Source organism: Streptomyces sp. 184 (assembly GCF_045781775.1).
In the GTDB taxonomy this organism is placed as follows: domain Bacteria; phylum Actinomycetota; class Actinomycetes; order Streptomycetales; family Streptomycetaceae; genus Streptomyces.
Genome location: NZ_CP123230.1, coordinates 459,358 through 484,916, shown reverse-complemented (window position 1 = coordinate 484,916; position 25,559 = coordinate 459,358). Strand labels below are relative to the sequence as shown.

24 protein-coding genes are annotated in these 25,559 nt (G+C 72.8%); 8 read left to right on the top strand and 16 right to left on the bottom strand.

Annotation, left to right across the window (positions count from 1 at the left end; translation table 11 throughout):
• Positions 1-28: 28 nt before the first annotated feature.
• The 6 genes from QBL21_RS02025 to QBL21_RS02000 form a co-directional block, all read right to left on the bottom strand.
• A complete protein-coding gene (locus tag QBL21_RS02025; RefSeq protein ID WP_407560228.1) occupies positions 29-817 on the bottom strand; it encodes a hypothetical protein in 789 nt (262 codons plus the stop codon).
• A gap of 85 nt (positions 818-902) precedes the next feature.
• Complete coding sequence (locus QBL21_RS02020; protein ID WP_407560227.1) at positions 903-1,700, bottom strand: type III pantothenate kinase; 798 nt, start codon at positions 1,698-1,700, stop codon at positions 903-905.
• Positions 1,701-2,714, bottom strand: a complete 1,014-nt coding sequence (gene nadC / locus QBL21_RS02015) for a carboxylating nicotinate-nucleotide diphosphorylase (protein WP_407566275.1) — start codon at positions 2,712-2,714, stop codon at positions 1,701-1,703.
• Between the two features lie 32 nt (positions 2,715-2,746).
• A complete protein-coding gene (locus QBL21_RS02010) occupies positions 2,747-4,558 on the bottom strand; it encodes an L-aspartate oxidase (RefSeq protein WP_407560226.1) in 1,812 nt (603 codons plus the stop codon).
• The gene (gene panC, locus QBL21_RS02005) at positions 4,555-5,358 is read right to left on the bottom strand and encodes a pantoate--beta-alanine ligase (protein WP_407566274.1); all 804 of its coding nucleotides are present in this window, start codon (positions 5,356-5,358) and stop codon (positions 4,555-4,557) included. Before panC ends, QBL21_RS02010 begins: the two co-directional genes overlap by 4 nt.
• Positions 5,359-5,514: 156 nt before the next feature.
• On the bottom strand, positions 5,515-6,423 hold the full coding sequence (locus tag QBL21_RS02000) for a Rossmann-like and DUF2520 domain-containing protein (protein ID WP_407560225.1): 909 nt from the start codon (positions 6,421-6,423) through the stop codon (positions 5,515-5,517).
• A 237-nt stretch (positions 6,424-6,660) separates the two neighbouring features.
• On the opposite strand from QBL21_RS02000, the gene QBL21_RS01995 reads away from it, so the two are divergent.
• The gene (locus QBL21_RS01995) at positions 6,661-7,845 is read left to right on the top strand and encodes a threonine aldolase family protein (RefSeq protein WP_407560224.1); all 1,185 of its coding nucleotides are present in this window, start codon (positions 6,661-6,663) and stop codon (positions 7,843-7,845) included.
• A gap of 139 nt (positions 7,846-7,984) precedes the next feature.
• A complete protein-coding gene (locus tag QBL21_RS01990; protein ID WP_407560223.1) occupies positions 7,985-9,073 on the top strand; it encodes a DUF5937 family protein in 1,089 nt (362 codons plus the stop codon).
• A gap of 64 nt (positions 9,074-9,137) precedes the next feature.
• Here QBL21_RS01990 and QBL21_RS01985 read toward each other — a convergent pair whose 3' ends face one another.
• The gene (locus QBL21_RS01985; protein WP_407560222.1) at positions 9,138-9,812 is read right to left on the bottom strand and encodes a response regulator; all 675 of its coding nucleotides are present in this window, start codon (positions 9,810-9,812) and stop codon (positions 9,138-9,140) included.
• Between the two features lie 114 nt (positions 9,813-9,926).
• A complete protein-coding gene (locus tag QBL21_RS01980; RefSeq protein WP_407560221.1) occupies positions 9,927-11,156 on the bottom strand; it encodes a sensor histidine kinase in 1,230 nt (409 codons plus the stop codon).
• 94 nt (positions 11,157-11,250) lie between these two features.
• Between QBL21_RS01980 and QBL21_RS01975 the strand changes: the two genes are divergently transcribed.
• Positions 11,251-12,495: an SAM-dependent methyltransferase gene (locus tag QBL21_RS01975; RefSeq protein ID WP_407560220.1), complete on the top strand. Its 1,245-nt coding sequence runs from the start codon at positions 11,251-11,253 to the stop codon at positions 12,493-12,495.
• A gap of 147 nt (positions 12,496-12,642) precedes the next feature.
• Here the strand turns inward: QBL21_RS01975 and QBL21_RS01970 are convergent, their stop codons facing one another.
• Positions 12,643-13,806: an ABC transporter ATP-binding protein gene (locus QBL21_RS01970; RefSeq protein ID WP_407560219.1), complete on the bottom strand. Its 1,164-nt coding sequence runs from the start codon at positions 13,804-13,806 to the stop codon at positions 12,643-12,645.
• Positions 13,807-13,859: 53 nt separating this feature from the next.
• Between QBL21_RS01970 and QBL21_RS01965 the strand changes: the two genes are divergently transcribed.
• The 4 genes from QBL21_RS01965 to QBL21_RS01950 all read left to right on the top strand — a co-directional run bounded on the left by QBL21_RS01965 (position 13,860) and on the right by QBL21_RS01950 (position 18,022).
• The gene (locus QBL21_RS01965; protein ID WP_407560218.1) at positions 13,860-14,648 is read left to right on the top strand and encodes an ABC transporter permease; all 789 of its coding nucleotides are present in this window, start codon (positions 13,860-13,862) and stop codon (positions 14,646-14,648) included.
• Positions 14,648-15,427 (top strand): ABC transporter permease, encoded by a 780-nt coding sequence (locus QBL21_RS01960; RefSeq protein WP_407560217.1) that lies wholly within the window; start codon positions 14,648-14,650, stop codon positions 15,425-15,427. Before QBL21_RS01965 ends, QBL21_RS01960 begins: the two co-directional genes overlap by 1 nt.
• A gap of 161 nt (positions 15,428-15,588) precedes the next feature.
• Entirely contained in the window at positions 15,589-16,578 is a 990-nt protein-coding gene (locus QBL21_RS01955; RefSeq protein ID WP_407560216.1) for an ABC transporter substrate-binding protein, read from the top strand.
• A gap of 205 nt (positions 16,579-16,783) precedes the next feature.
• Complete coding sequence (locus tag QBL21_RS01950) at positions 16,784-18,022, top strand: right-handed parallel beta-helix repeat-containing protein (protein WP_407560215.1); 1,239 nt, start codon at positions 16,784-16,786, stop codon at positions 18,020-18,022.
• 4 nt (positions 18,023-18,026) lie between these two features.
• On the opposite strand, the gene QBL21_RS01945 is transcribed toward QBL21_RS01950, so the two are convergent.
• From QBL21_RS01945 to QBL21_RS01920, 6 genes are all read right to left on the bottom strand, one after another.
• Positions 18,027-18,650, bottom strand: coding sequence for a hypothetical protein (locus QBL21_RS01945; RefSeq protein WP_407560214.1), 624 nt, complete (start codon positions 18,648-18,650; stop codon positions 18,027-18,029).
• The gene (locus tag QBL21_RS01940; protein ID WP_407560213.1) at positions 18,650-19,597 is read right to left on the bottom strand and encodes a hypothetical protein; all 948 of its coding nucleotides are present in this window, start codon (positions 19,595-19,597) and stop codon (positions 18,650-18,652) included. Before QBL21_RS01940 ends, QBL21_RS01945 begins: the two co-directional genes overlap by 1 nt.
• A 14-nt stretch (positions 19,598-19,611) precedes the next feature.
• Positions 19,612-20,967, bottom strand: coding sequence for an enoyl-CoA hydratase/isomerase family protein (locus tag QBL21_RS01935; RefSeq protein ID WP_407560212.1), 1,356 nt, complete (start codon positions 20,965-20,967; stop codon positions 19,612-19,614).
• Between the two features lies 1 nt (position 20,968).
• A complete protein-coding gene (locus tag QBL21_RS01930; protein ID WP_407560211.1) occupies positions 20,969-21,262 on the bottom strand; it encodes a hypothetical protein in 294 nt (97 codons plus the stop codon).
• Positions 21,263-21,360: 98 nt separating this feature from the next.
• The gene (locus QBL21_RS01925) at positions 21,361-22,398 is read right to left on the bottom strand and encodes a hypothetical protein (RefSeq protein ID WP_407560210.1); all 1,038 of its coding nucleotides are present in this window, start codon (positions 22,396-22,398) and stop codon (positions 21,361-21,363) included.
• Positions 22,395-23,036, bottom strand: a complete 642-nt coding sequence (locus QBL21_RS01920; protein ID WP_407560209.1) for a hypothetical protein — start codon at positions 23,034-23,036, stop codon at positions 22,395-22,397. The genes QBL21_RS01925 and QBL21_RS01920 overlap by 4 nt, the downstream gene beginning before the upstream one ends.
• Before the next feature lie 343 nt (positions 23,037-23,379).
• Here QBL21_RS01920 and QBL21_RS01915 point away from each other — a divergent pair, with 343 nt between their 5' ends.
• Complete coding sequence (locus QBL21_RS01915; protein ID WP_407560208.1) at positions 23,380-24,342, top strand: hypothetical protein; 963 nt, start codon at positions 23,380-23,382, stop codon at positions 24,340-24,342.
• A gap of 24 nt (positions 24,343-24,366) precedes the next feature.
• Here the strand turns inward: QBL21_RS01915 and QBL21_RS01910 are convergent, their stop codons facing one another.
• Positions 24,367-25,551: an NADH-quinone oxidoreductase subunit D gene (locus QBL21_RS01910; RefSeq protein ID WP_407560207.1), complete on the bottom strand. Its 1,185-nt coding sequence runs from the start codon at positions 25,549-25,551 to the stop codon at positions 24,367-24,369.
• Between the last annotated feature and the right edge of the window lie 8 nt (positions 25,552-25,559).

Sequence of the window (25,559 nt, the reverse complement as noted above, 5' to 3'; positions counted from 1 at the left end):
GATGTCGGTGGGTTGGCGGGAGGGGCGCTCAGGCCGTACGGGCCGCGTGGGGGCGTAGCAGGTGCTCCGGGGGCGGGGCCGGGCGGCGGCGGGGCGGGAAGACCTCGGCGGGGGTGGGCACCGGCCGGTTCGGGGACGCGGGCTGCCGGTCCGGGGGGTTCTCGCGGGGCGGGCGCTGCTGCGGCTGCTCGCCGGGCTTGCGCGGCTGCCGCCCCGGTGCGGGCTGGGACTCCTCGGACCCCTGCGCCCCCCACGCCTCCCTGCCGCCGGGCAGGGCCCGCAGCGCGGGCCGCGGGAGCAGCGCCTGCGGCAGCGGCGGCATCGCCGGCCAGGACGGCGCCGGACGGCGGCGCGGCGGTACCTGGGCGGCCGCCAGCGCCTCGCAGCGCCGCAGCAGCAGCCGGCGGCGCTCGGCCACGTCCGAGTCCGCCGGCTCGGCGCACAGGGCGCGCAGCGCGGCGACGTCGGCCTGCCGGGGCACGTCGCCGGCGGCCAGCGCGTCGTGCAGCAGCTCCGCGTACCCGGCCGCGCTGCCGGGGAGCGCGGCGCGGTAGCGGGCGAGGTCGGCGTTACGGAACAGGCGCATCCGGTCCGCCTCGGCCGCCGCCTCGTCCAGCCCCGCGGCCAGCTCCGTGCAGTCCCGTACGACCGCACCGCGCCGGACCGCCGACGCGGCCGCCGGCTCCGTTCCGTCACCCCTGGCGGGCCTGGGCAGGCCCCAACTCGACTCGATGGCGATGGCCAGCGCGTCACGCACGACGCGGAGCTCGTCGGCGCTGAGCGCCACACCACCTCGGGAACCGTATGGCGTAGGCATAATCCGACTTTAGGCCCTGAACGGGGCTCATGCCGCGAAGGCGCGCGGAACGGGCACTCGCCGCGGGGGCGCCGCCGCGCAGGCGTCAGGTGGTCGAGACGTTCCGCTCGTAGACCAGGCGGAGGCCGACCAGCGTCAGCCACGGCTCGTGCTCGTCGATCACCGAGGAGTCGGCCAGCATCATCGGCGCCAGCCCGCCCGTCGCGATGACGGTGACCTCGTCCGGGTCGTCGGCCAGCTCCGCAGCCATGCGGTTGACGACGCCGTCGACCTGCCCCGCGAACCCGTACAGAATGCCGGACTGCATCGCCTCGACGGTGTTCTTGCCGATCACCGCGCGCGGCCGGGCCAGCTCGATCTTGCGCAACTGCGCGCCGCGTACGCCCAGCGCCTCCGTGGAGATCTCGATGCCCGGCGCGATGACCCCGCCGACGTACTCGCCGCGCTCGCTGACCGCGTCGAACGTCGTCGCCGTGCCGAAGTCGACGACGATGGCCGGTCCGCCGTACAGCTCGGCCGCCGCCAGGGCGTTGATGATCCGGTCGGCGCCGACCTCCTTGGGGTTGTCCATCAGTACGGGCACGCCGGTCTTCACGCCGGGCTCGACGAGCACGGAGGGGACGTCGCCGTAGTAGCGGCGGGTGACCTCGCGCAGTTCGTGCAGCACCGAGGGGACGGTGGAGCAGATGGCGATGCCGTGGATGCCGTCGCCCAGCTCCTCGCCGAGCAGCGGGTGCATGCCCATGAGGCCCTGGAGCAGCACCGCGAGCTCGTCGGCGGTGCGGCGCGCGTCGGTGGAGATGCGCCAGTGCTCGACGATCTCCTCGCCGTCGAAGAGGCCGAGGACGGTGTGGGTGTTCCCGACGTCGATGGTGAGGAGCATCTAGCCGTCGCCCTCCTCGCGCAGGTCGAGGCCGATGTCGAGGATCGGGGTGGAGTGGGTGAGCGCCCCTACGGCGAGGTAGTCGACACCCGTCTCCGCGTACGCGCGCGCGTTGTCGAGCGTCAGCCGCCCGGAGGACTCCAGCCGGGCGCGGCCGGCGACCAGCGCCACGGCCTCCGCGGTCTCCACGGGCGTGAAGTTGTCCAGCAGGATGAGGTCCGCCCCCGCGTCGACCGCCTCGCGCACCTGGTGCAGGGTGTCCGCCTCCACCTCCACGTCCAGGTCCGGGAACTCGGCCCGTACGAGCCGGAACGCCTCCGCCAGGCCGCCCGCCGCGACCACGTGGTTGTCCTTGACCAGGGCCGCGTCCGACAGCGACATGCGGTGGTTGACGCCGCCGCCGCAGCGCACCGCGTACTTCTCCAGCGCGCGCAGCCCCGGGGTCGTCTTGCGGGTGTCGCGGACCCTGGCGGCGGTGCCGTCGAGGGTGTCGGCCCAGGCGCGGGTGGCGGTGGCGATACCCGACATGCGGCAAAGGAGGTTGAGCGCGCTGCGTTCGGCGGTGAGGAGGTCGCGGGTGCGGGTACGGACCGTCAGCAGCGGCTGTCCCGCCGCCACCACGTCGCCGTCCTCGGCGTGCCGCTCGACCTCCATGTCGTCGGTGCAGACGACGGACAGCACCGCCTCGGTGACGCGCAGGCCGGCGACGACGCCGGCTTCGCGGGCGGTGAAGTCGCCGGTGGCGACGGCGTCTTCGGGGACGGTGGCGACGGTCGTCACGTCCACGCCGTGGTCGAGGTCCTCCTCGACGGCGAGGTGGGCGACGTCCTCGACGTAGACGGGGTCGAGGCCGGCGTCGGCGAGGAGCTGCGCGAGGCCGGGGTCGAGGCCGCACTCCAGGGGGTCGTACGCGCCGTCGCCACCGTCGCCCGCGCCGCAGCCGCAGGCGTCGCCGCAGCCGCCGGCACCGGCGTCGGTGCCCGGTGCGCCGAGGGGCAGGAGCGTCAGCTCCACGGGCTGGGGTCGGTGGGGCTCTGGGGTGCTGCTCACGGGGTCTCCCGGTGGAAGGCGGTGCCGGCCGTGGTCCGGACGGCGGGTGCGGGGTCTGCGGGGCGGGCGGGGGCTGAAGCGTCTCCGGGGTCCGCGCGGTCCTCGGGGTCCGCGGGGTCTGCGCGGTCCGCGGGGTCTGCTGCGGGGCGGGCGGCCTCGGGGCGTACCGGGTCGGGGCGTACCGGGTCGGGGGTGAGGGTGACGAGGAAGTGGCGGGCCCAGCGGGCGTCGTCGCGGTCGGCGTGGTCCTCGCGCCAGTGCGAGCCGCGGGTCTCGACGCGGCGGCGGGCGCACTCGACGAGGACCTCGGCGACGAGCAGGAGGTTGGTGGCCTCCCAGGTCTCCACGCAGGGCGCCGCGGCGGCGGGCCGCGCGGTGTCGCGTATCGCGCGCAGTTCGGCGGCGGCCCCGGCGAGGCTGGCGGCGGAGCGCAGGACGCCGGCGCCGGCGGTCATGACGCGCTGGACGTCGGCGCGGGCGTCCGGCGGGAGGAGCGGGATCTCGCGGGGCGCGGCCTTCTGCGCGGGCCTCTCCTGAGGCGGAGTCGGGTCCTCCGTTACGGGCCCGGCGGCGACGTCCGCCGCGATGCGCTCGGCGAAGACCAGGCCCTCCAGCAGGGAGTTGGACGCGAGCCGGTTCGCGCCGTGCACCCCCGTGCAGGCCACCTCACCGCAGGCGTACAGCCCCGGGACGCTCGTCCGCCCGCGCAGGTCCGTGACGACGCCGCCGGAGGCGTAGTGGGCGGCGGGGGCGATCGGGACGAGGTCGTGGACCGGGTCGAAACCGTGCGCGCGGCAGGCCGCGAAGATCGTCGGGAAGCGCTGCTTCCACATCTCCGCGCCGAAGTGCCGCCCGTCGAGGTACATGTGGTCGGCGCCCTGCTCCCGCATGCGCCGCGTGATGCCCTTCGCCACGATGTCGCGCGGCGCCAGCTCCGCCAGTTCGTGCTGCCCCACCATGAACCGCACGCCGTCCGCGTCGACGAGATGGGCGCCCTCACCCCGTACCGCCTCGGAGACCAGCGGCTGCTGGCCCTGGGCGTCCGGGCCCAGGAACATCACCGTCGGGTGGAACTGCACGAACTCCAGGTCCGACACCTCCGCCCCGGCGCGCAGCGCGAGCGCGACGCCGTCGCCGGTGGAGACCGCCGGGTTGGTGGTCGCCGAGAAGACCTGGCCCATGCCGCCGGTGGCGAGCACCACGGCGGGGGCGTGCACGGCGCCCACGCCGTCGCGCGCGCCCTCGCCCATGACGTGCAACGTGACGCCGGCGGCACGCCCTTCCGCGTCCTTGATCAGATCGAGTACGAGTGCGTGCTCGACGGTCTCGATACCCGCCTCGCGCACCGCCTCGACCAGCGCGCGGGAGACCTCCGCGCCGGTCGCGTCGCCGCCCGCGTGGGCGATGCGGCGGCGGTGGTGGCCGCCCTCGCGGGTCAGCTCGATGGCGCCGGTGGCGGGGTCGGTGTCGAAGGCGGCGCCGGTGGCGATGAGGCGGCGTACGGCGGCGGGGCCCTCGGTGACGAGGGTGCGTACGGCGTCCTCGTCGCACAGCCCGGCGCCGGCGACGAGGGTGTCGGCGAGGTGCTGCTCGGGGGTGTCGCCCTCGCCGAGGGCGGCGGCGATGCCGCCCTGGGCCCAGCGGGTGGAGCCGTCGTCGAGGTTGGCCTTGGTGACGACGGCGACCCGGCGGCTCGCCTCGGCGCAGCGCAGCGCGGCGGTGAGGCCGGCGACGCCGGAGCCGACCACGACGACGTCGGTGTTCAGCACCCAGCCGGGGGCGGGGGCCCCGAGCCGTATCGCGGTCACCGGTTACCTCCGAAGGTGAGGCGGATGTTGTCGATGAGGCGGGTGGTGCCGACCCTGGCGGCGACGGCGAGGACGGCCTCGTACGCGACGCCGTCCTTCCGCGCCGTGCCGTCCGCGACCGGCGTGAAGTCCGCCGGGTCGACCAGCGCCGCGTAGTCAGGCTCCAGCGGGGGTGTCCGTCCCTCCGCGTCGTGCAGTACTTCCTGTGCCGCTTTCAGCGCTTCCTCGGGCCCGCCGCTCGCGGCGCGCGCCGCGAACAGCGCGCGGGAGAGCGCGAGCGCGGTGCCGCGCTCCGGCGCGGAGAGGTAGACGTTGCGGCTGGACAGTGCGAGGCCGTCCGGCTCGCGTACGGTCGGCACGCCGAGGATCCGTACCGGGAAGTCCAGGTCCCGCACCATCCGCGTGATCAGCGCGAGCTGCTGCGCGTCCTTCTGGCCGTACAGCGCCGCGTCCGGCCGCGTGAGGTGCAGCAGCTTGGCGACGACGGTCAGCACGCCGTCGAAGTGCCCCGGCCGGTACGCGCCCTCCAGCCGCTCCCCCATCGGCCCGGCGCTGATGCGCACCTGCGGCTCGCCGCCCGGGTAGACCTCGCCGGCGGACGGCGCGAAGACGACGTCCGCGCCCTCCTTGCCCGCGAGCAGGACGTCCGCGTCGAGAGTGCGCGGGTAGCGGTCCAGATCCTCGCCGGGGCCGAACTGGAGCGGGTTGACGAAGACCGTGACCACGACCTGCCCCCGCGGGCCGACCTCGGCGCGGGCGGCGCGGACGAGCGCGGCGTGGCCCTCGTGCAGGGCGCCCATGGTCATCACCACGGCGCGCGACGGGCGCCCGGGCGCCGCGCCGGGCTCACCCGGCGGACCGTGCGCCCCCGGCGGCTCCGGCAGATCCGGCAGGGCCGGCAGGGCCGGCAGATCGGCGGCTTCGTGTACGAGCAGAGCGGTCATCCTCGCCGTCCCTCAACGTCCTCCGTCGGCGAGGACCCCGAGCAGGTCCTCGGCCAGCTCCGGCTTGAGCAGCCCGCCCGACAGCGCGCGGTCCGCCGTCGCCCGCGCCATCGCGACGTACGCCGGCACGGCCTGCGGCGCGTGCACGCGCAGCTCCGCGATGTGCGCCGCCACGGTGCCCGCGTCGCCGCGCGCGACCGGGCCGGTGAGCGCGGCGTCGCCGCTGCGCAGCGCGTTGTCGAGGGCCGCGCCGAGCAGCGGGCCCAGCATCCGGTCGGGGGCGCCGACGCCGGCCTTGACCAGCAGCTCCATCGACTGCGCGACCAGCGTGACGAGATGGTTGGCCCCGATGGCGAGCGCCGCGTGGTACAGCGGCCGGGCCTCCTCCTCCACCCACTCCGGCTCGCCGCCCATCTCCACGACCAGCGCTTCCGCGGCCGTACGCAGCTCGCCCGGCGCGGTGACGCCGAACGAGCAGCCGGCGAGCCGCTGGACGTCGACGGCGGTGCCGGTGAACGTCATCGCGGGGTGCAGCGCGAGCGGCAGCCCGCCGACGCGGGTGGCGGGATCCAGCACCCCGGCCCCGTACCGGCCGGAGGTGTGCACGAGGAGCTGGCCGGGGCGTACGGCGCCGGTGCCCGCCAGGCCCTCGACGAGGCCGGGCAGCACGTCGTCCGGCACGGTGAGGAGCACGAGGTCGGCGCGGGCCAGCACCTGGGCGGGCTCGGTGACGGGCACGTCGGGCAGCAGTTCCTCGGCCCGCCGGCGGGCGCCGTCGGAGACGGCGTGCACGGCGACGGGGCGGTGTCCCGCGAGCGCGAGCGCGGCGGCGAGCGGCGGGCCGACCCGGCCGGCGCCGACCACGCCGACGGCGAGCCGGGCGGGCTTCTCCTGCGGCTCGGGGGTGGGGCTGGGGTTCACGTCGCCTTCCGTTCCAGTCCGCTTCGGGTACCGGACGTACGGGTTCATGGTACTTGCGGCGCGGCCAGGTGCCGGTGTGTGCCTGAGCACGCCGGGCCCGCCGTACGGGCACAGGGTGCGGCAGGCGCGCGTACGCGCGCGTGCCGGTGCGCGGCGGACGCCGGATGGCCCTGCCGGGTGCCCCCGGGGCGTAAACCCGCTGTGCCGGAGGTGCGGCGGCGGGCATGATCGGGGCCCATGACGGACGCGGACGACCTCATGACCCGTAGGCGCGCGACCTGGGCGGCGGCCGAGCACACCCTCTCGGCCTCCCTGCCCACCATCTCCGCACGCCTGGCCCGCCTCGCCACCACCCGCCCCGGCGGCGTCGACCTCGACCAGCAGGTGGACATCTACGCCGGCGGGATCGTCGGCGAACTGGAGGAGCGCACCGCGGAACTCCTCGGCTGCGAGGACGCGGCGTTCTTCCCCACCGGCACCATGGCGCAGCAGGTCGCGCTGCGCTGCTGGGCGGAGCGCACCGGCAGCCCCGTCGTCGCCTCGCACCCGCTCGCCCACCTGGAGGTGCACGAGCGGGCGGCGTACGCGGTCCTCACCGGGCTGCGCACCGTCCACCCCACGCGCGCGCCGCGGGTCGCGACGGCGGCGGAGGTACGGGCGCTGGGCGAGCCCTTCGGCACGCTGATGCTGGAGCTGCCGATGCGCGAGCCGGGGTTCGTGCTGCCGGGGTGGGCGGAGCTGGAGGAGCTCGTCGCGGCGGCGCGGGAGCGGGAGGCGGTCGTCCACTTCGACGGCGCCCGGCTGTGGGAGTGCACGACGCACCTCGGGCGCGGGCTGGCGCAGATCGCGGGGCTCGCGGACAGCGTGTACGTCTCGTTCTACAAGTCGCTGGGCGGGCTGTCCGGCGCGGCGCTGGCCGGTCCCGCGGGGTTCGTCGAGGAGGCGCGGGCGTGGCGGCACCGGTACGGCGGCGCGTTGTTCCAGCAGTGGCCGGCGGCGCTGGCCGCGTTGGAGGGGCTCCAGCGGGAGCTGCCGCGGCTGCCGTCGTACGTGGCGCACGCGCGGGTCGTCGCGGGGGCGCTGCGGGAGGGGTTCGCGGGGGCGGGGGTGCCGTTCTTCCGGGTGCATCCGGAGGTGCCGCACACGCACCAGTTCCAGGTCTGGCTGCCGTACGGGGCGGAGGCGCTGATGGACGCCGGGACGGCGCTGGCGCGGGAGACGGGGACGTGCCTGTTCCGGATGTGGACGGAGCCGGGCGACCCGCCGGGGCTGTCGGTGACGGAGGTCACGGTGACGGAGCCGGGGCTGGCGTGGACGGCGGAGGACGTGGCGCGGGAGGCGGCTCGGGTGGTGGAGCGGGTGGCGGCGGGCGCCGGGTCGAGGTCCGGCGGGTCGGGGTCCGGCGGGTCGGCGGGCGGCTGAGGCGCCGCTGCCCAACGACGCTGTCCAACTGCTCGAAAGTGAATCCGAGCCCGTCGTTTCGGGCTTTGTCCAACTGCGCAGCCGCGGAAACGGGCTCGCGGGCCCCGGCGGCGTCAGTGCCGTACCCGACCATGGATTCATGAGCGTCACCCTCGACATCACCGGCCTGGCCGCCGAGCGCATCGGCTTCACGCCCTCCCCGCTCGCCGAGCTGGGCGCCGCGCTGCACACGCTCACCGCGCCCGCGCACCACCCCGGGGCGGCCGGCTGGGCGACCGCGACCGCCGCCGCGCTCGACCCCGGGCTCGCGGACCGGCTGAGCGAGGCGGAGTTCCTGTGGAGCGCCGGGCGGGCGGACATCCTGCTGCCCGCCGCGCCGGGAGCGACCCTCGCCGAGGATCTGGACGCGCTCGACCGGATCCCGGACGACGCCTTCGTCACCGCCGCGTTCGAGATCGTCTGCAACCCGGCGTACCAGCACGGCGGCCCCTCCCCGCTCGCCGACCCGGTCACCCGCCGCGCCGCCGTCGAGCGCGCGGCCGCCCGCGGCCCGCGGCAGGCGGGCTTCGTGGAGCGGATGCTCGCCGACCCCGACGGGCTGCGGGTGTGGCTGCGGCGGCTGTTCGAGGACTGCGCGCAGGCGTTCTTCGACGAGACGTGGGAGCGGGTCCGCCACCCGCTGGCCGCGGACGCCCGGCACAAGACGGACCTGCTGCGGCGCAAGGGCCTGGCGGTGACGCTGGCGGACGTGTCGGGGGCGCTGCGGCTGGACGAGGGCGAGGACGGCTCGGTCCGGATCGTCGCGGACAAGCTGAGCAACGGCGGCGCCGTCGCGCGGGAGAGCGTGACGTTCATACCGACGGCGTTCGGCTGGCCGCACGTGCTGGTGGTGTACGCGCCGGGCTGGCGGCCGGTGATCCAGTACCCCATACCCTCGCCGGACCTGCCCCGGACGCCGACGCTGGAGACGCTGCAACTGCGGCTGGAGGCGCTGGCGCACCCGGTGCGGCTGCGGCTGTGCCGCACGATCTCGCGGACGCCGACGACGACGGGCGAACTGGCCGCCGTGCACCAGCTCACGGCGCCGGAGGTCTCGCGGCACCTGGCGGTGCTGAAGAAGGCGGGGCTGGTCGTCACGCGGCGCCGCGGGCGGTACGTGCAGTACGAGTTGTCGCTGCCGGCGGTCGCCCACCTGGGCGGGTCACTGCTGGAGGGCCTGCTGCGCTGAGACGGGCCGCAGCCCGCCCTCGCCCTCGCCGCCTGCCCCGCGCCGGCCTGCCCTGCGTCAGCCGTCAGCCTCCGGCCCGTACGAGACCCGTCTCGTACGCCAGGACCACCGCCTGCACCCTGTCCCGCAGCTCCAACTTCGTGAGGATCCGCCCCACATGCGTCTTCACCGTCGCCTCGGACAGCACCAGTTGCGCCGCGATCTCCCCGTTCGACAGCCCCTGCGCGATCAGCAGCAGCACCTCGCGCTCCCGGTCCGTCAGCCGCTTCAGCTCCGGGTGCGCCCGCTCGCCCGCCGGGGCGGGCATCACGGCGGTGAACCGGTCGATGAGCCGCCGCGTCGTGCTCGGCGCGACGACCGCGTCGCCGCTGTGCACGGCCCGGATGGCGCTCAGCAGGTCGGCGGGCGGCACGTCCTTGAGCATGAAGCCCGACGCCCCGGCCTGGAGGGCGGAGAAGGCGTACTCGTCGAGGTCGAAGGTGGTCAGGATCAGCACCTTCGGCGGCGCCTCCGCAGGCTTGTCCGCGCAGATGCGCCGCGTCGCCTCGACGCCGTCGAGGCGCGGCATGCGCACGTCCATCAGGACGACGTCCACCTTGGTGACGTCGAGGAGCTGCACAGCCTCGTCGCCGTCCCCGGCCTCCGCGACGACGTCCATGTCGGGCTGGGCCGCCAGCACCATCCGAAAGCCGGTGCGCAGCAGCGCCTGGTCGTCCACGAGCATGACCCGGATCGTCACGTGAGTCCCTTCTCTTTCAGCGGGGCAGCCTGGGCCGCCCCGGGTATTCGTTTCTTCCCGCGTTTTTCCCCGCGTCTCTTCCCGCGTCCGACGGTAAACCGTCGGGGCCGCCCGTCAGGCGGCCGTCTTCAGCGGCAGCACGGCCCGTACGCGGAAGCCGCCGCCGGGCCGCGGCCCCGCGTCCAGCTCGCCGCCGGTCATGCCCACGCGCTCGCGCATGCCGATGAGCCCGTGGCCCTGGCCGTCGGCGCCGCCCTCCTCGTACAGCTCGGGCAGCGACCCGCGGCCGTCGTCCTCGACCAGCACCTCCAGCTCGCCGTCCGCGTACGTCAGCCGCACCGCCGCGCCCGCCTCGGGACCGCCGTGCTTGCGGGTGTTGGTCAGCGCCTCCTGCACGATGCGGTACGCCGCAAGCTCGATGCTGCTCGGCAGCTCCCGCGGCGAGCCGGCCACCTCGAACGAGACCGCGAGCCCCGCGCCGCGCACCTGCTCGACCAGCTCCGCCAGTTGCTCCACGCCGGGCTGCGGCACGTACTCGCCGCCCGCGCCGTGGTCGCCGGTGCGCAGCACGCCGAGCAGCCGGCGCATCTCCGCCAGCGCCTGCCGGCCGGTGCCGGAGATGGTGGTCAGCGCCTCCTTGGCCTGCTGCGGGGCGCTGTCCAGCACGTACGCGGCGCCGTCGGCCTGCACGACCATCACGGACACGTTGTGCGCCACGACGTCGTGCAGCTCGCGGGCTATCCGCGCCCGCTCGGCCGCGACCGCGATCCGCGACTGCGTCTCCCGCTCCCGCTCCAGGCGGGCGGCCCGTTCCTCAAGCTGCGCGTAGTAGGCGCGGCGGGTGCGCAGCGAGTCGCCGAGCACCCAGGCGAGGAGGAACGGGACGGTCAGGAAGGCGAGGCCGACGACCTGCTCGACGACGGTCTCGCTGGAGATCTGCCAGCGGAGCTGGTTGACCGCGGGCGCGATGGCGGCGCCGACCAGCGCCAGCCGCGACGCCCAGGGCACGTCGCCGGCGGCGACGGTGAAGATGACGACGAGCATGGCGAAGTTCGCCGGGCCCGGGGACGAGTCCAGCACGACCTGCGCGACGCCGAGCGCGCCGGCGAAGAGCAGCATGCGCTCGGGGTAGCGGCGGCGCAGCGCGACGACGAGGGCGTATCCGATGCCGATGAGCAGCGCGATCGTCTTCTCGACGTCGGTGACGGGGGCGTGCGGGTTGTCGTCGGGGGTGGTCGTGTCCACGGCGATCAGCCAGGCACCGGTCATCAGGACGAGGCAGACAGCCCAGAAGCTGTCCACCAGCGTCGGATGACGGCGGAGGAAATCGTAGACACGTTGCACGTCACCCAGCGTAGGCACGCGCGCGTAGGCGGGAGTCAGTCCGCGGGGCGATCCCTGGCCGATGCATCTACTCCGCAGGGTGGAGGATGCGCCTGTGGAGAACGGTGGGACCGGTCGACTGGACGCGGGGGCGGAGGGCAGCCACTCGGGCGCTGCCCCGGGGGCGGACGGCGGGCTGCGCTGGCGGGAGGCCATGCGGCGGGCGCTGTACGGGCCGGAGGGCTTCTACCGCCGCGGCGGGCCCGGCGCCGGGGCGGCGGCGCACTTCCGCACCTCGGTGCACGCGTCGCCGCTGTTCGCGGCGGCGGTGGCGGAGCTGGCGGGGCGGGTGGCGGTCGCGCTGGGGCGGCCGGCGGAGCTGGACGTGGTGGACGTCGGCGCGGGGCGGGGGGAGCTGCTGACCGGGGTGCTGGCGGCGTACGGCGGACCGGGGCGGCTGCGGGCGTACGCGGTGGAGGTCGGCCCGCGGCCGGAAGGGCTGGACGAGCGGATCGCGTGGTCGGCGGCGCCGCCGGAGGGCGTACGGGGGCTGCTGTTCGCCAACGAGTGGCTGGACAACGTGCCGGTGGAGGTCGCGGAGACGGACGAGGAGGGTGTGCCGCGGTACGTGGAGGTCGCGCCGGACGGCACCGAGCGGCTGGGGGCGGAGGTCGGCGACGCCGACGCGGAATGGCTGCGCTGCTGGTGGCCGCTGGCGGGCGCCCCGCCGGGCAGCCGCGCGGAGATCGGCGCGCCGCGGGACGCGGCGTGGGCGGCGGCGGTCACGACGCTGACCGCCGGCCTGGCGCTGACCGCGGACTACGCGCACACCCGCGCCACCCGGCCCCCGTACGGCACGCTGACGGGCTTCCGCGGCGGGCAGGAGGTGAGTCCGGTCCCGGACGGGAGCTGCGACGTGACGGCGCACGTGGCGCTGGACGCGGTGGCCGCCGCCCTGACCGGGGACACCGGTACGGGGCGGGCGGAGGCCGGCGGTGACACGCCCGGGGGGCGGGGCGCCGGGCGGGCGGCAGGTACGGACGGCGGCGTGTCTCCGGACCCGCCGTCCTCTGCCGGAACCGGTGCCGGGCGGCCGGAGGGCACGGACGGCAGTCCGCCTGCGGGCCCGCCGTTCGGCGCCGGGAGCGGGCGGCCGGTGCTTTTGTCGCAGCGGGAGGCGTTGCGGGGGCTCGGGGTCGACGGCAGCCGGCCGCCGCTGGCGCTGGCGTCGTCCGACCCGGCCGGCTACCTGCGCCGGCTCGCCGCCGCGGGGCAGGCCGCCGAACTCCTCGACCCCGCGGGCCTCGGCGGCTTCACCTGGCTCGCCCACCACGTGTGCATCGCCCCGGTCCTCCCCTGACCCCGCGGGGGCACGTACGCGCCGACACCCGGCACCCGCCGCCGGCCGGTGCGGCTCCGCGGCGCCCGTAGCCATGCCCGTGCCGTACGCGCACGCACCGCGACCCCGGGCCCGCCCGGCCCGTACCGGCACACCCGCTCCGCCCCCTCACACCTGCGGCAGCGAGTCCAGCTCCACTTCCTCCCGCGCCACCGCCCGCGCGTCCGCGTCGATCGACCGCCGCAGCGCCTCGTGCAGGCTCGCCGGTGTCAGGACGCCGGCGAACCGACCCGTCTCCTCGGCGTCCACCACGGCGATCCACCCGGCGTCGTACTGGAGCATCGTCGCGAACGCCTTCTTCAGGCTCGCCCCCAGCGGCAGCCAGGCGTCCATCCGCCGCGCGTAGTCCGACACCGCGCCGCCCTGGGCGATCTCGTCCGCGCCGACCCACCCGTGCAGGTCGCCGTCGCCGTCCAGCACGACCGCCCACCGCGCGCCCTCGTTCCGCAGCGTCGCCGCGGCACTGCGCGCGTCGTCGTCGAGGCGGACCACCGGCGGCTGCTCCAGGTCGCTGCGCTCGATCTCCGTCACCGACAACCGCTTAAGCCCCCGGTCGGCGCCGACGAAGTCGGCCACGTACGGGGTCGCGGGCGCGCCCAGGACCGCCGCCGGCGAGTCGAGCTGTTCGATCTTCCCCTTCCCGAAGACCGCGATGCGGTCGCCGAGGCGTACCGCCTCCTCGATGTCGTGCGTGACGAAGAGCACGGTCTTGCGCATCCGCGCCTGGAGCTTCAGGAACTCGTTCTGAAGGTGCTCCCGCACCACCGGGTCCACCGCCCCGAACGGCTCGTCCATCAGCAGCACCGGCGGGTCCGCCGCCAGCGCCCGCGCCACGCCGACGCGCTGGCGCTGGCCGCCGGAGAGCTGGTCGGGGTAGCGGCGGCCGTGTTCTTCCGGGTCGAGGCCGACCATGTCCAGCAGCTCGGCCGCCCGCTTCAGCCGCTTCTCGCGCGGCCAGCCCAGCAGGTGGGGCACGGTCGCGGTGTTGTCGAGGACGTTCTTGTGCGGGAAGAGGCCGACGTTCTGGATGCAGTAGCCGATGTGGCGGCGCAGCTCGACGGGGTCGGTGGCCATGACGTCCCGGCCGTCGACCTCGATGCGGCCGGCGGTGGGCTCGATGAGCCGGTTGACCATCTTCAGGGTGGTGGTCTTGCCGCAGCCGGAGGGACCGACAAGTGTCACCAGCTCGCCCTCGGCGACGTCGAACGACAAGTCGTTCACCGCGGTAGTCCCGTCGGGGTACCGCTTGGTCACGTGCTCGAATCGGATCATGCTTCCTCATTCTGCCCCGCCCTCCCGCTGGGATGTCGGTGGCGGAGGGTCTAATGGAGCTGCCTACGGGAAGGAGCGGTGGCGTGAAAGCGTCAAGCTGCCTGGCAGCGAACGAGTGGATCTGCGGCGAATACGTCCGCAGCCGCAGCGATGAGCTGGTCGACGCCACGGTCCAGCACGTCTGGATCACCCTGGCGTCCGTGGCCATCGGCCTGCTGGTCTCCTTCCCCCTGGCGCTCGTCGCCCGCCGCTGGCGGGTGCTGACGGGACCGGTGCTCGGCCTGACGACGGTGCTGTACACGATCCCGTCGCTCGCCATGTTCTCGCTGCTGGTCCCCCTCCTGGGCATCTCGGCGTCCGTCGTCGTCACCGGCCTCGTGCTCTATTCGCTCACGATCCTCATCCGCAACCTGCTGGCGGGCCTCGACTCCGTGCCGGCAGAGGCCCGGGAGGCGGCGCTCGGGATGGGGTACGGGCAGACGCGGCTGCTGTTCGCCGTCGAGCTGCCGCTCGCGCTGCCCGCCGTCATGGCCGGGCTGCGGATGGCGACGGTGTCGACGATCGCGATGACGACGGTCGGCGGAATCATGGGCTATGGCGGCCTGGGCAACCTGATCGTCGAGGGCATGCGCAGCCTGTTCAAGGCGCAGGTGCTGACGGCGTCGGTGCTGTGCGTGCTGCTCGCCGTGCTCGCCGACCTGCTCCTCCTGGGCCTCCAGCGGCTGCTGACGCCGTGGGCGCGGGCGCAGCGCAAGAGCGGTGGCGGTGGCGGTGCGGGGTCGCGGACGCCTCTGGGCAGGTTCCGCGCGAAGGCCGCCGGGCGGCAGAAGGAGACGGCCTGATGGGCACCATCGCGGACGCGTGGACGTGGCTGACCACGGGGTCCAACTGGTCGGGGCAGAGCGGCATCGGCGTGCGGCTGGGCGAGCATCTGTATCTGACCGGCATGTCGCTGGCCATCGCCTGCGCCATCGCGCTGCCGATCGCGTTCTGGCTGGGCCACATCGGCAAGGGCGGCGCGCTGGCGATCAACATCTCGAACGTCGGGCGGGCCGTGCCCACCCTCGCGGTGCTCGGCCTGCTCCTGCTGACGCCGCTGCGGATGCACGGCGACTGGCCGACGGTCATCGCGCTGGTGCTGTTCGCGGTGCCGCCGCTGCTGACGAACGCGTACGTGGGCATCCGCGAGGCCGACCGGGACGTGGTGGAGGCGGCGCGGGGCATGGGCATGTCCGGGCCGCAGTTGCTGGGCCGGGTGGAGCTGCCGCTGGGCTATCCGCTGGTGATGACCGGCCTGCGGTCGGCGACGGTGCAGGTGGTCGCCACGGCCACGCTGGCGGCCATCGCGGGCGGCGGCGGGCTGGGCCGGATCATCACCGCGGGTTTCCGGACGTACAACACCCCGATGGTGGTGGCCGGCGCCTTCCTGGTGGCGGTGCTGGCCCTGGTGCTGGAGGGCGTTCTCGTCGTCGCCCAGCGGCTGCTCGACCCGATGCGCGGGCGCCACGACGGCCGCCGCGGGCGCGGGCACGGGACGCCGGCGGACCACCTGGCCGGGCCGGGAGCGGAAGGGGCGGACGTACCGCCGGGGGAACAGAAGCACGCGCCGGCGTCGCTGTAGGGTTCTGCGTCACATCGCGCGCGGCGCAGCGCAGCGCCGTGCCACGTGGCGTCGGCATGTTCGTATAACGTCGGCATTCTCCTCCGGAAGAACTCAATCAAACCGCACGTAATCCCACACCCCTTTCGCAGCGCATTGCCACGAATACCAACTCCCTACGGATGGAGAATCCCTTGATCACCAACCGCGTTCGAGCCCGCGCCGCCGCCTCGGTGCTGGCCGCCGCCGCCCTGACCGCGGGGCTCGCGGCCTGCGGCGGCGACAGCCTGGAGGAGAAGAGCGGCTCGGACTCCACGGACGACGACAAGTCGTCTCTGGTGGTGGGCCAGGCCGGGTTCACGGTCTCCACGGTCACCGCCGAGCTGTACTCGGCGATGCTGAAGGACGCCGGCTACGACGTCACGATAAAGAAGCTGGAGAACCGCGAGCTGTACGAGCCGGAGCTGGAGAAGGGCAGCATCGACGTCTTCCCGGAGTACGCCGCGACCTTCGCCGAGTTCCTGAACGCTAAGGAGAACGGCGCGGAGGCGCCCGAGAAGAACCCCGTCGCGTCGAACGACGCGGACGAGACGGTGACGGCCCTGCGCGAGCTCGCCGAGCCCCGCGGCCTGAAGGTGCTCGACGCCGGCGACGCGGTCGACCAGAACGCCTTCGCCGTCTCCAAGGACTTCGCCGCCGAGAACGACCTCAAGACGCTCAGCGACCTCGGCAAGACCGGCGACCCGATCCGCCTCGCGGCCGGCGACGAGTGCCCCGAGCGCCCGTTCTGCGAACCGGGCCTGGAGAACACGTACGACATCGACATCACGAAGATAGACCCCCTCGGCGTGGGCACCCCGGCGGCCAAGCAGTCGGTCCAGGACGGCACGAACCAGCTCGTCCTGACGACGACCACGGACGCCACGCTGGACGACTTCGACCTGGTGCTCCTGGAGGACGACAAGGGCCTCCAGAACGCGGACAACATCCTCCCTGTCGTCAACGCCAAGGAGGCCGGGACGAAGGAGATCGCGGCCACCCTGGACAAGCTGACGCGGGTGCTGACGACGGAGGACCTGATCGAGCTGAACCGCAAGGTGGACGCGGAGCGGATGAAGCCGGAGGACGCGGCGAAGGAGTACCTGGAGGAGAAGAGCCTGATCGGCTCGTAGAGCCGACTCGCCGAGGCGACCCACCAAGGCGACTCGTCAGGCCGACTCGTCAGGCGAGCGGCCCCGCCGGTCCGGACCGGGCCGAAGTTCGGTCCGGCCGGCGGGACCCGCAGACGTCCCGGATGAACGGCAACCGATCCGGCCCGGGCGGCGACCAACTCACGCGCGCAGCGCGCACCCCCCACCATCCGGGAGTTGGTCGACCATGGCACCAGGCAAGCCCGACAGCAGCCCCAGTCCCGCGAGCCGGAGCGCCGGACGCGACAGCCGCACCGGACGCCGTCGGCGTACCGCCGCGCTCACCGCCGCCTGCCTGACGGCACTGGCAGCCGCAGCCGCCACGCTGACGGCCCAGAGCAGCGCCCACGGCGAGGAGGCCCCGGCCGCGCCTCTGGCCTGCGGCGACGGTTCGTACCACGCGGAAGCGGTGAAGAGCGGCAGCACCTGGACCGCCCGCCGCGGCAGTTCGGTCGTCTACAGCGGCAACGACATGCTGTCGGCCATGAGCGCCGCCGTCGGCAGCCTCACCCCGGGCCGTACGGCGAAGGAGCGCGTCGTCGTCCGCGGCTCCGGCACGATGAGCGCCAACGCGCGCCTCTCCCTCCCCAGCCACACCGCCCTCGACGTCTGCGGCACCATCGACGTCACCGGCTCCGGCTCCGGCGACCGGGCCCCCGTCTACGCCCGCGGCGCCACGAACATCGAGGTCCAGCACCTCAACGTCACCGGCAACCCGCTCTACGGCATCTTCATGCGCAACGTCACCGACGTCACCCTCGGCCAGATCGACATGCGCCTCTCCGCCGGCCTCGGCATCCGCATCGACAACCACGGCGACACCAGCGTCCCCACCCGCAACGTCGACATCGGCAACGTCTACGTCTCCGGCGCGAGTGCCCACGCGGTCGAGACGTACGGCGTCGACGACCTCACCATCGGCACGGTCACCGCCCGCGACGTCGGCGAGTCCGGCCTGCTCCTCAACGACACGACCAACGCCACCATCGGCACGGTCGACGCCGTCGACGCGGGCACCGGCACCGGCTACGCCGCCTTCCGCATGGCCAACCGCAACGGCCGCATCGGCGACAGCTACTCCACCAACATCCGCGTCGGCCAGGTCATCGCCCGCGGCGGCGGCCGGGGGGTCTTCTGCGTCTCCGAAAGCGGCGGCGCGGTCATCGACCGCGTCGACATCGCCAACACCGGCAGCAACGCGATCCTGCTGGAGAACTGCTACAACGTCACCATCGCCGGCCAGAGCGGCTCGGTGGCCGGTCCCGGCGACATCCGCATCGCGGCCCGGTCGGAGTTCGCGAACTCCCGGGACATCACGCTACAGAACCTGACGGTGACGAACTCCGCCCTCAACGAGAGCCCGTGCGCCGACAACCTCACCGTACGCAACGTCCAGTTGGTCAACTCCAGCCGGAACACCTGCTGAAACGCTACTCCTGGGGCGGGGCGAAACTCACGGTACGGAGGACGGCGGCGACCATGTCGCAGAACTCGCCCCAGTAGTCGGTGGCCACGGTGTCGAGGGTGAAGACGGCGATGTACGGTCCGGTGGGAAACGGCACGTGGACCTGGATCTGCCCGGTGTGGAGCCTGGTGTCCTGCCCGTCGGCCGATAACTCCGCGGGCACGGTGAACTCCCGTAAGGAGACACAGGACACGGCGGGCCCGCACGGCAGGTCCAGCCACCGCACATCGTTCGTCTCATCCCGTACGAGCACCTCCTTGATCCCCGTGGCGGCGACCTCGGCGGAGGAATGCTCGCTCTCCAGCGCACCCACGTTGAACGCACAGTGCGCCACACCACCCTCGTCCCGCGCAAACAGCCCCAACGCCGAGTACTCAAGCCCACAACTCCCCATCACCTCCCCCATCCCGGCGTAATACGGGGAGGTGGAGGCCCAGAGGGCGTCGTCGCCGTTGGGGAAGAGTTCGCGTACGAACTCGTCGGCCAGGGCGGCGCGTTCTTCGGTGGTGGCGGCGATGGGCAGGGAGTGGAACCCTTCGGGGACCGTGAACCAGAGGGGCGGGATGCTGTCGGAGTCCAGGGGAGCCATCAATTCATCCCACCGATCCAATCCGTGTCGCCGGGCTTCAATTTGCCAGGTTCGCCGTCCGGGCCGAACCAACTACCTGGGCCGGCGGAGATGCCTTTGACCGGATCGACAATTTCGGACCAGGTCTCGAAGTAGAGGTTTCCGCTCGGCATCCGCGTGACGGTGCGATAGGGGTACGCAGAACCTGCGACACCGGAGTCGCCCTCGGCGGGTGCAACCTTGGCCAGAAAATCATCGACGGCTTGACGTTCACCGGGGGTGAGTCGATCCATCGGAACGAATTCACTCGGCACGCCGGTGTGCAGGATCAGGCGATTGACGCAGTCCGAATCGTACGAGTGGAGCCGACACCACGAGCCGTCGGTGAACGTGATCGTGAAGTCCCGTTTGCCTTCACTGAACTTCTTCCGCGCCACCTGTGCGACGACCGAGCGGTCCGCTTCCCAGAGAAGTTCGTCCCGGGACGGGTCGTCGTCGGGAAATCCGACCACGACCAGGCGCACGTCGGTGACGATGATGTGGGTCCGGAGGTTCGCGGGACGGCGAGCGGGGTCGAGTTGCCAGGGAAGGTCTCTGGCAATCCCGCCTGGCTGCCCCCACATGGCAGGGAAGTCATCGACCTCGTTCTTCGGGTCCTCGCTTTTACCGCGCACATTCGGTGAGCCGAACGGGCTCCCCACGGCCCCCAGGACACCGGCGGCCAAGACGACCAGCGAATGGGTCACTACGCCCACCCCCCTGGCCGCACGCCGGGTCGTCTGGTCCGCCCGGCTGCGTACGACGTATGTCGGCCCCTCCGGCCATCCGGGCAACTCCTGCTGGATATCGCGGCGCTCGGTGTCACGGAACCAGCGCATTCCGGAGACCGGCGCCGCCATCCCCGTGGCGAACTCCACCGCCCCGCGGCTGAGTAAGGTCTCTCCCTGACGTGGCTGCCAGGCTGCCATGATCCGTCCTCTCCTCAACGGCCGAATGCCGCCTCGAAACGATCACCGATATTCACGTCACCGCCGAGGTGTTGCGGAAGGGTCACCAGCTTCGGCGCCATCTTCAGCCCGGAGTCCAGCATCCGGGCGCCCGCGGAGAACGGGTCGATGGCCACGTTCCCTCCGCTGACCAGGCTGAGCCCTCGGGTGCCGAGCCACTGGCCTTGCCCGTAGCCTGCCTGGGCCACACCGGCCATGCGGCTTCGCAGACCGCTCCCCGCGAATTCCACGATGCCGACACTTTTCTGCCCCCAGAGGGCCACGTCCTTGCCGAACACGGTCTTTTGGAGACCACCCCTGACCTCGCCTGCCCTCCGGCCGAGCGAGACGTAGTTGCGCGCGTCCTTCACGTCCGCGACGTATTTCGTCCCCAGCTCGAAAGCTCGAGTCTGCGCCGACCCGAGGTCGGCCAGCTTCGCGCCCTTCGTGAACGCCCCGAGACCGGGCAGCACTCCGAGGACGTCCAGGCCGATCGTTGCCCAACTGATCTCCGCGCCCGCCGCCTTGGCGATCCCGTGCGCGGCCAGCGTCAGCCCGCCCGTCACCAGCGCGGCCGTCGCGAAGGCCGCCCCGATCCCGAAGGGGGCGGTGACGATGGCGAGCACCGCCAGCGCGGCGGTGACGTAGCTGAGCACGTCGCCTATCGCCTTGATGAGGTCCGCGTGGTCCTTGACCCAGTCGAGGGTGGCGCCCAGCACGTCCGACACTCCGCTGGCGATCCGGTCGAACAGCCCGGGCTCGTTCGGTGCGATACCCGCCGCGGTGTCCAACTGCCGGCAGATCGCTCCGGCCGCCGCGAAGTAGCGCGTGCGCAGTTCCTCCGCCCGCTTCCGTACCTCCTCCAGCGCGTCACCCGCATCCTCGGCGGCGGCCTTCCGCTTCTCGTGCTGCTTCTTCTCCCGCTCCGCCTCACGGTCGTCCGAGCCACCGCCCGCCGACGGGGTGTCGAGGTACGGCTTCGCCACCACGGCGGCCACGAGGCCCTGCGCCGTGTCGAGAGCCTCCCGCTTACGCCGCGCCTCGCGCTCCAGCCCCTGGGCCTCGTCCTGGAAGCGCTCCAGGTCCACGGACCAGCGCCGCAGGGCGGTCGCGGCCTTCTCGAACGACGTGTGCGCCCGCTTCATGTCGGGCGCCACGTCCTCCGCCACATGATCGGTGAAAGCGGTCGCCGCCTTGCCCTTCCACTGGCCGCCTTCGAGGCGCTCCAACTCCCGCACGGTGGTGCCCAGCTCATCGGCGAGCTTGCCGATGGCGCGAGACAACTGGCGCGTGCCGTGTACGTCCCCGGGCGCCGGATCGAAGCCGAGGTTGGGGAAGTCCTTGTCGCCCACCTCAGCTCCCCTTGGGCTGGAGAGCCGCCTCGAGTTCGCGTTCCAGCCCGTCGAAGTCCTTGGCGATCTTCCGCAGCATCTGCGCCGCCCCGTCGGCGTGCTTCCCCAACTGCTCGATGCCGTAATCCCACTCGTCGGCGAAGTCCTTCACCTGACGTACTAACATCCAGGCCCCGACGGTCTCGCTGTCCGCACCTTTCATGGACCTGCCGGCGCGGTCCATTCGCTTGGCTATGGTCGTGAAGGTGTGATGCAGTTCATCGAGAACTTCGCCGTTGATTTTCAGGTCGGCCATGGTGTTCCTTCCCGTCGGGGGCGGGCGCATCCGGCAGCGGAAAGCCGTTGCCGAGGCGGGTGGGGGTGCGGGTCTGGAGAGCGTGGGCACGCGGCCGGTCAGCGGACGACTGACTGGACTTCCCTGACGGTGACGTCCTGGGCGGTGCCGAATGTCCCGGAGGGGAGGTCGGTGGGTTCGGGATTGCTGCTCCCGGTCCAACTGACCTTCCATGTGACGGTGCCCTCGAACGCGTACGGCCCTGTTGCCTCGGTGGACCGGAGGTACTGCACACCGCACGGCGGCGGCCCCTCGGCTCCGGCCGGCCGCTTCTGGCCGACACTGCCGTCGTCGTTGAGGGGGCATTCGCCGGACTCGGGGAAGGTGAGGGCGTCATCGGTGCCGGGTTCGATGCGCAGGCTGCCGGGTGTGGCGGTGGTGGTGGCCGAGATGCCCAGCGCCTCCACGGACGCGGTGACCGACACGGGCTGGAAGGCGGCGTCGTCCAGGGACACCCAGGTGTGCAGGTTCACGACCTGCTTGTCGCCCTCGGGTTGGAGCGTCGGAGTGGCCTCCGGGATACGGATCTGCTCGTAGGCGAGCTGGGCGAGGATCTCGGGGCTGATGGTGTTCGCGATCTCAGTCGGCGGCTCATCCCCGGTAGCCACCCAGAAGGGCATCTCTGTGCACTCCATGGCGGCCGCATCACCCATGCGATCAGGATTCTTGTACACGCCCCACCAATAGCCTTCATCGCCCTTCTTGGTATTGAAGGGGCCGTGCTTGCCATCGATGTACTTTTCTCGCATCGAATCCGCGTTATCCGCGTCGTGCTGCGGACTCAGGTCGATCAACCCGTCGAACCGGCTTTGTGCGGCCTCGTCAGCGGTCCATTTCGGTGCGTACCAACACGCGGGAGGCGTCCAATTCCCCACCGGCATCATCTGGCCCGAGCCGCCTCTGCTGGACCCTCCGGTCTGATCGTATGTGATCTTTGCACCAGCGGTCGCCGTCGCAGTCCCGTCCGTCAACGACCCCTTCTCGGTGATGTCGCCGCGCGCCCCCTTGTCGCCCCAATCCTTGGCGTAAGCCAATCCAGGCGACAGAACGACACCTAACGCGACCACCACGGTCAGCCCTCGGGCGCAGCTACTCACGGCAGGCACTCCGCTGCCCCCCTCTTCGCCTCTACCTCAACGGTCTGCCATACACCTTTATCGTTTTCAACAAGCCGCGTGCTCGTCAAGGCATAGGCGTCGTTCGACGAGGATGACTTGTCAACTTTCCCCGTCCTCCCATCCTTGATGAACGCGTTGCTCTGGTCGATGCAGTAGATGACGACCGCGGATCCGTCGTCATTGAAGCTGACCTTCTGATCACGATAGCGAGCAGTTCCAACCCACGTGTCTTTGTCGTCGACCCAACGCTCGATGTAGTCGACTGAGTCCGCGAGGGCCGTGCCGCTGTTGTAGAAACTCAGAGCATCCGATTCCTTCACACCACGAAAGATGGCGTCGTCGACCGCGTTGACAGACTCGGCGCTGTCCGCCAGAACCGCGTCCTTCTTCGGATCGCCGGTCTCCCAGTCCTCGAAGACGTTCTTCGCGTCGTCCGGCAGTTCGATCTCCGGTCTTTCCGCGGCCGATTCGCTCGGCGACGGGGACGGCTTTGCCGAGTCGGCGCCGTTGATCTTGTCTTCCGACTTCGTGTCGTCGTCGCTGCCGCCGCAGGCGGTGAGGAGCAGGCTCAGGGCGGCAACGGCCGCCGCGGCGGCGGGGAGAGGGCGGCGCTTCACGTTCAACTCCGGGGGGATCGGGGGGCTCTGTCGTGGTGTGACGCTATCGAAGGTTGATCCAGTTGCACCAGCGTCGGCTTTTCGTCAGACATTGCCTCTTCCGGCAATGATGGAATTCCACGCACCGCAGGATTCGAGCCAATCGGCTCCGACTCCTGCTAAACCGATTCCCCTTATCGGTCTCCCCGCCCGCCAGCGCATCCCCGGTGGTCCTGATCGCCGGCGCAGCGCACCTCCGCGAGGCGGTCGGGGCGGCGGGGACGGGTGGGTGGGACGTAACTGGCGGGAAACGATCGGTTCGGGGCTGCTCCATTTGGGACATCTCCACGGTAAGTTGCGGCCTATGCCACGTGGACGCCATCGCTTCTCCTCGCCGATGCGCGGGCTGCTGCCGCCCGTGTCGTTCGCCGCGGTCGCGCTGGGTTGCGCGGCCGGGGCTTGGCTGGTTTCCGGTGACGGGGCCGCCGTGCGCTGGTTGGCCATGGGGGCTGCCGGGGCCGCCGTGGGGGCTTCGGCGCTGCTGCGGTTGCGGGATCGGACGGCCGCCCTGCACGTCACCGAGGCATCCGGGGCGCAGGCGCGGGCCGAGCGGCGGCACGAGGAGCAGTTGGCCGAGTTGAAGGGCGACCTGGAGGAGGCGCGCCGGATACGCGGGGAGTTGGAGAAGCGGCTCGGGTCGCGGCACGGGGACCTCGCCCGGTTGCGTACGGATCACGCCGCGTTGCTCGCGCGGTACGCCACCGCCGAGTCCGAGCGCGCCGCCGCGCTCGAAGGGCGGCGGCAGTTGGCCATCGAGGCCGCGACGCCCGTCAAGCAGTTGCCGGCCGCCGGTTCCGGGCCGCAGACGCGGCCGCCCTCCCTCAGCGCGTACCTGCGCGCCTCGCACGCCCTCGACAGCCTGGCCGGAAACGCCGCCCGTCAGGGCCACGGGCAGAGCCACGAGCAGGCGCCGTCCGGCGACGCCGGCGGCTTCAGCTACTTCGCGCGGGCGAAGCAGCCGCATTCCCCCGCGCAGCCTCCCGCCCGCGGCCCCCAGGAGGGCCGGCGGCAGGCTCCCCCCGCGTCCGGTCGTCCGCGTCGGACCGGCGCGGGCCACCGTTCCGCCCCCGAGGAGCCCGGTGCCGCCGGTACCGATCTCGCCGACGTCGTCGGGCCCGAGGTCCTTGCCGAGGCGGAGGCGGAGGCCGAAGCGGAGGCGGGGACCGGCTCCGGCGCCCCTCCCGCTTCCTCCGGCGAGGCCGACGACCCCGACGACGACCCGCACGGGCCCGTCGGGCGCGTTATCAACCTGGAGCAGGCGAGCTGATCGGGGATTCGCCCCCGTTCGTCCTCACTTGTCGATGTCCCCGACCACGAAGAACATCGACCCCAGGATCGCCACCATGTCCGCCACCAGCGTCCCCGGCAGCAGCTCGGTCAGCACCTGGATGTTGTTGTACGACGCGGAGCGCAGCTTGAGCCGGTACGGCGTCTTCTCGCCCTTCGACACCAGGTAGTAGCCGTTCAGCCCGAGCGGGTTCTCCGTCCAGGCGTACGTCTCCCCCTCCGGCGCCTTCAGCACCTTCGGCAGCCGCTGGTTCACCGGCCCCGGCGGCAGCTCCGCCAGCCGGTCCAGGCATGCCTCGGCCAGGTCGAGGGAGTTGTGCGTCTGCGCCAGCAGCACCTCGAAGCGGGCCAGGCAGTCGCCCTCCTCGCGGGTCACGACGCGCAGCGTGCCGCCCAACTCCCCGTACGCGAGATACGGCTCGTCGCGCCGCAGATCGAAGTCGACGCCCGAGGCGCGGCCGATGGGCCCGCTCACGCCGTACGCGTGCACCGTCCGCGGCGGCAGGACGCCCACGCCGCGCGTACGGCCGCGGAAGATCTCGTTCCCGAGCACCAGGCGGTCGAAGACGTCCATCCGCGCCCGCGTCGCGCGTACGGCCGCGCGCGCCCGGTCCGTCCAGCCTGCCGGCAGCTCCTCCTTCAGGCCGCCGACGCGGTTGAACATGTAGTGCATCCGCCCGCCGGAGACCTCCTCCATGACGGCCTGGAGATCCTCGCGTTCGCGGAAGGCGTAGAAGATCGGCGTGATGCCGCCGAGTTCGAGGGGGTACGAGCCGAGGAACATCAGATGGTTGAGCATCCGGTTCAGCTCGGCGAGCAGCGTACGCAGCCACACCGCCCGCTCCGGCACCTCCATGCCGAGCATGCGCTCGACCGCCAGGACCACGCCCAGCTCGTTCGAGAAGGCCGACAGCCAGTCGTGGCGGTTGGCCAGGACGATGATCTGGCGGTAGTCGCGCGCTTCGAAGAGCTTCTCCGCGCCGCGGTGCATGTAGCCGATGACCGGCTCCGCGGTGACGATGCGCTCGCCGTCGAGGACCAGGCGCAGGCGCAGCACGCCGTGGGTGGACGGGTGCTGCGGGCCGATGTTGAGCACCATGTCGGTCTGCTCGGCCGCGCCTCCGATGCCGACCGTCAGCGGTGCCGTACGTGCGGCGGGGGCGGCGTCTCCGGTGGGCGCGGCAGTCATGCCGCCGA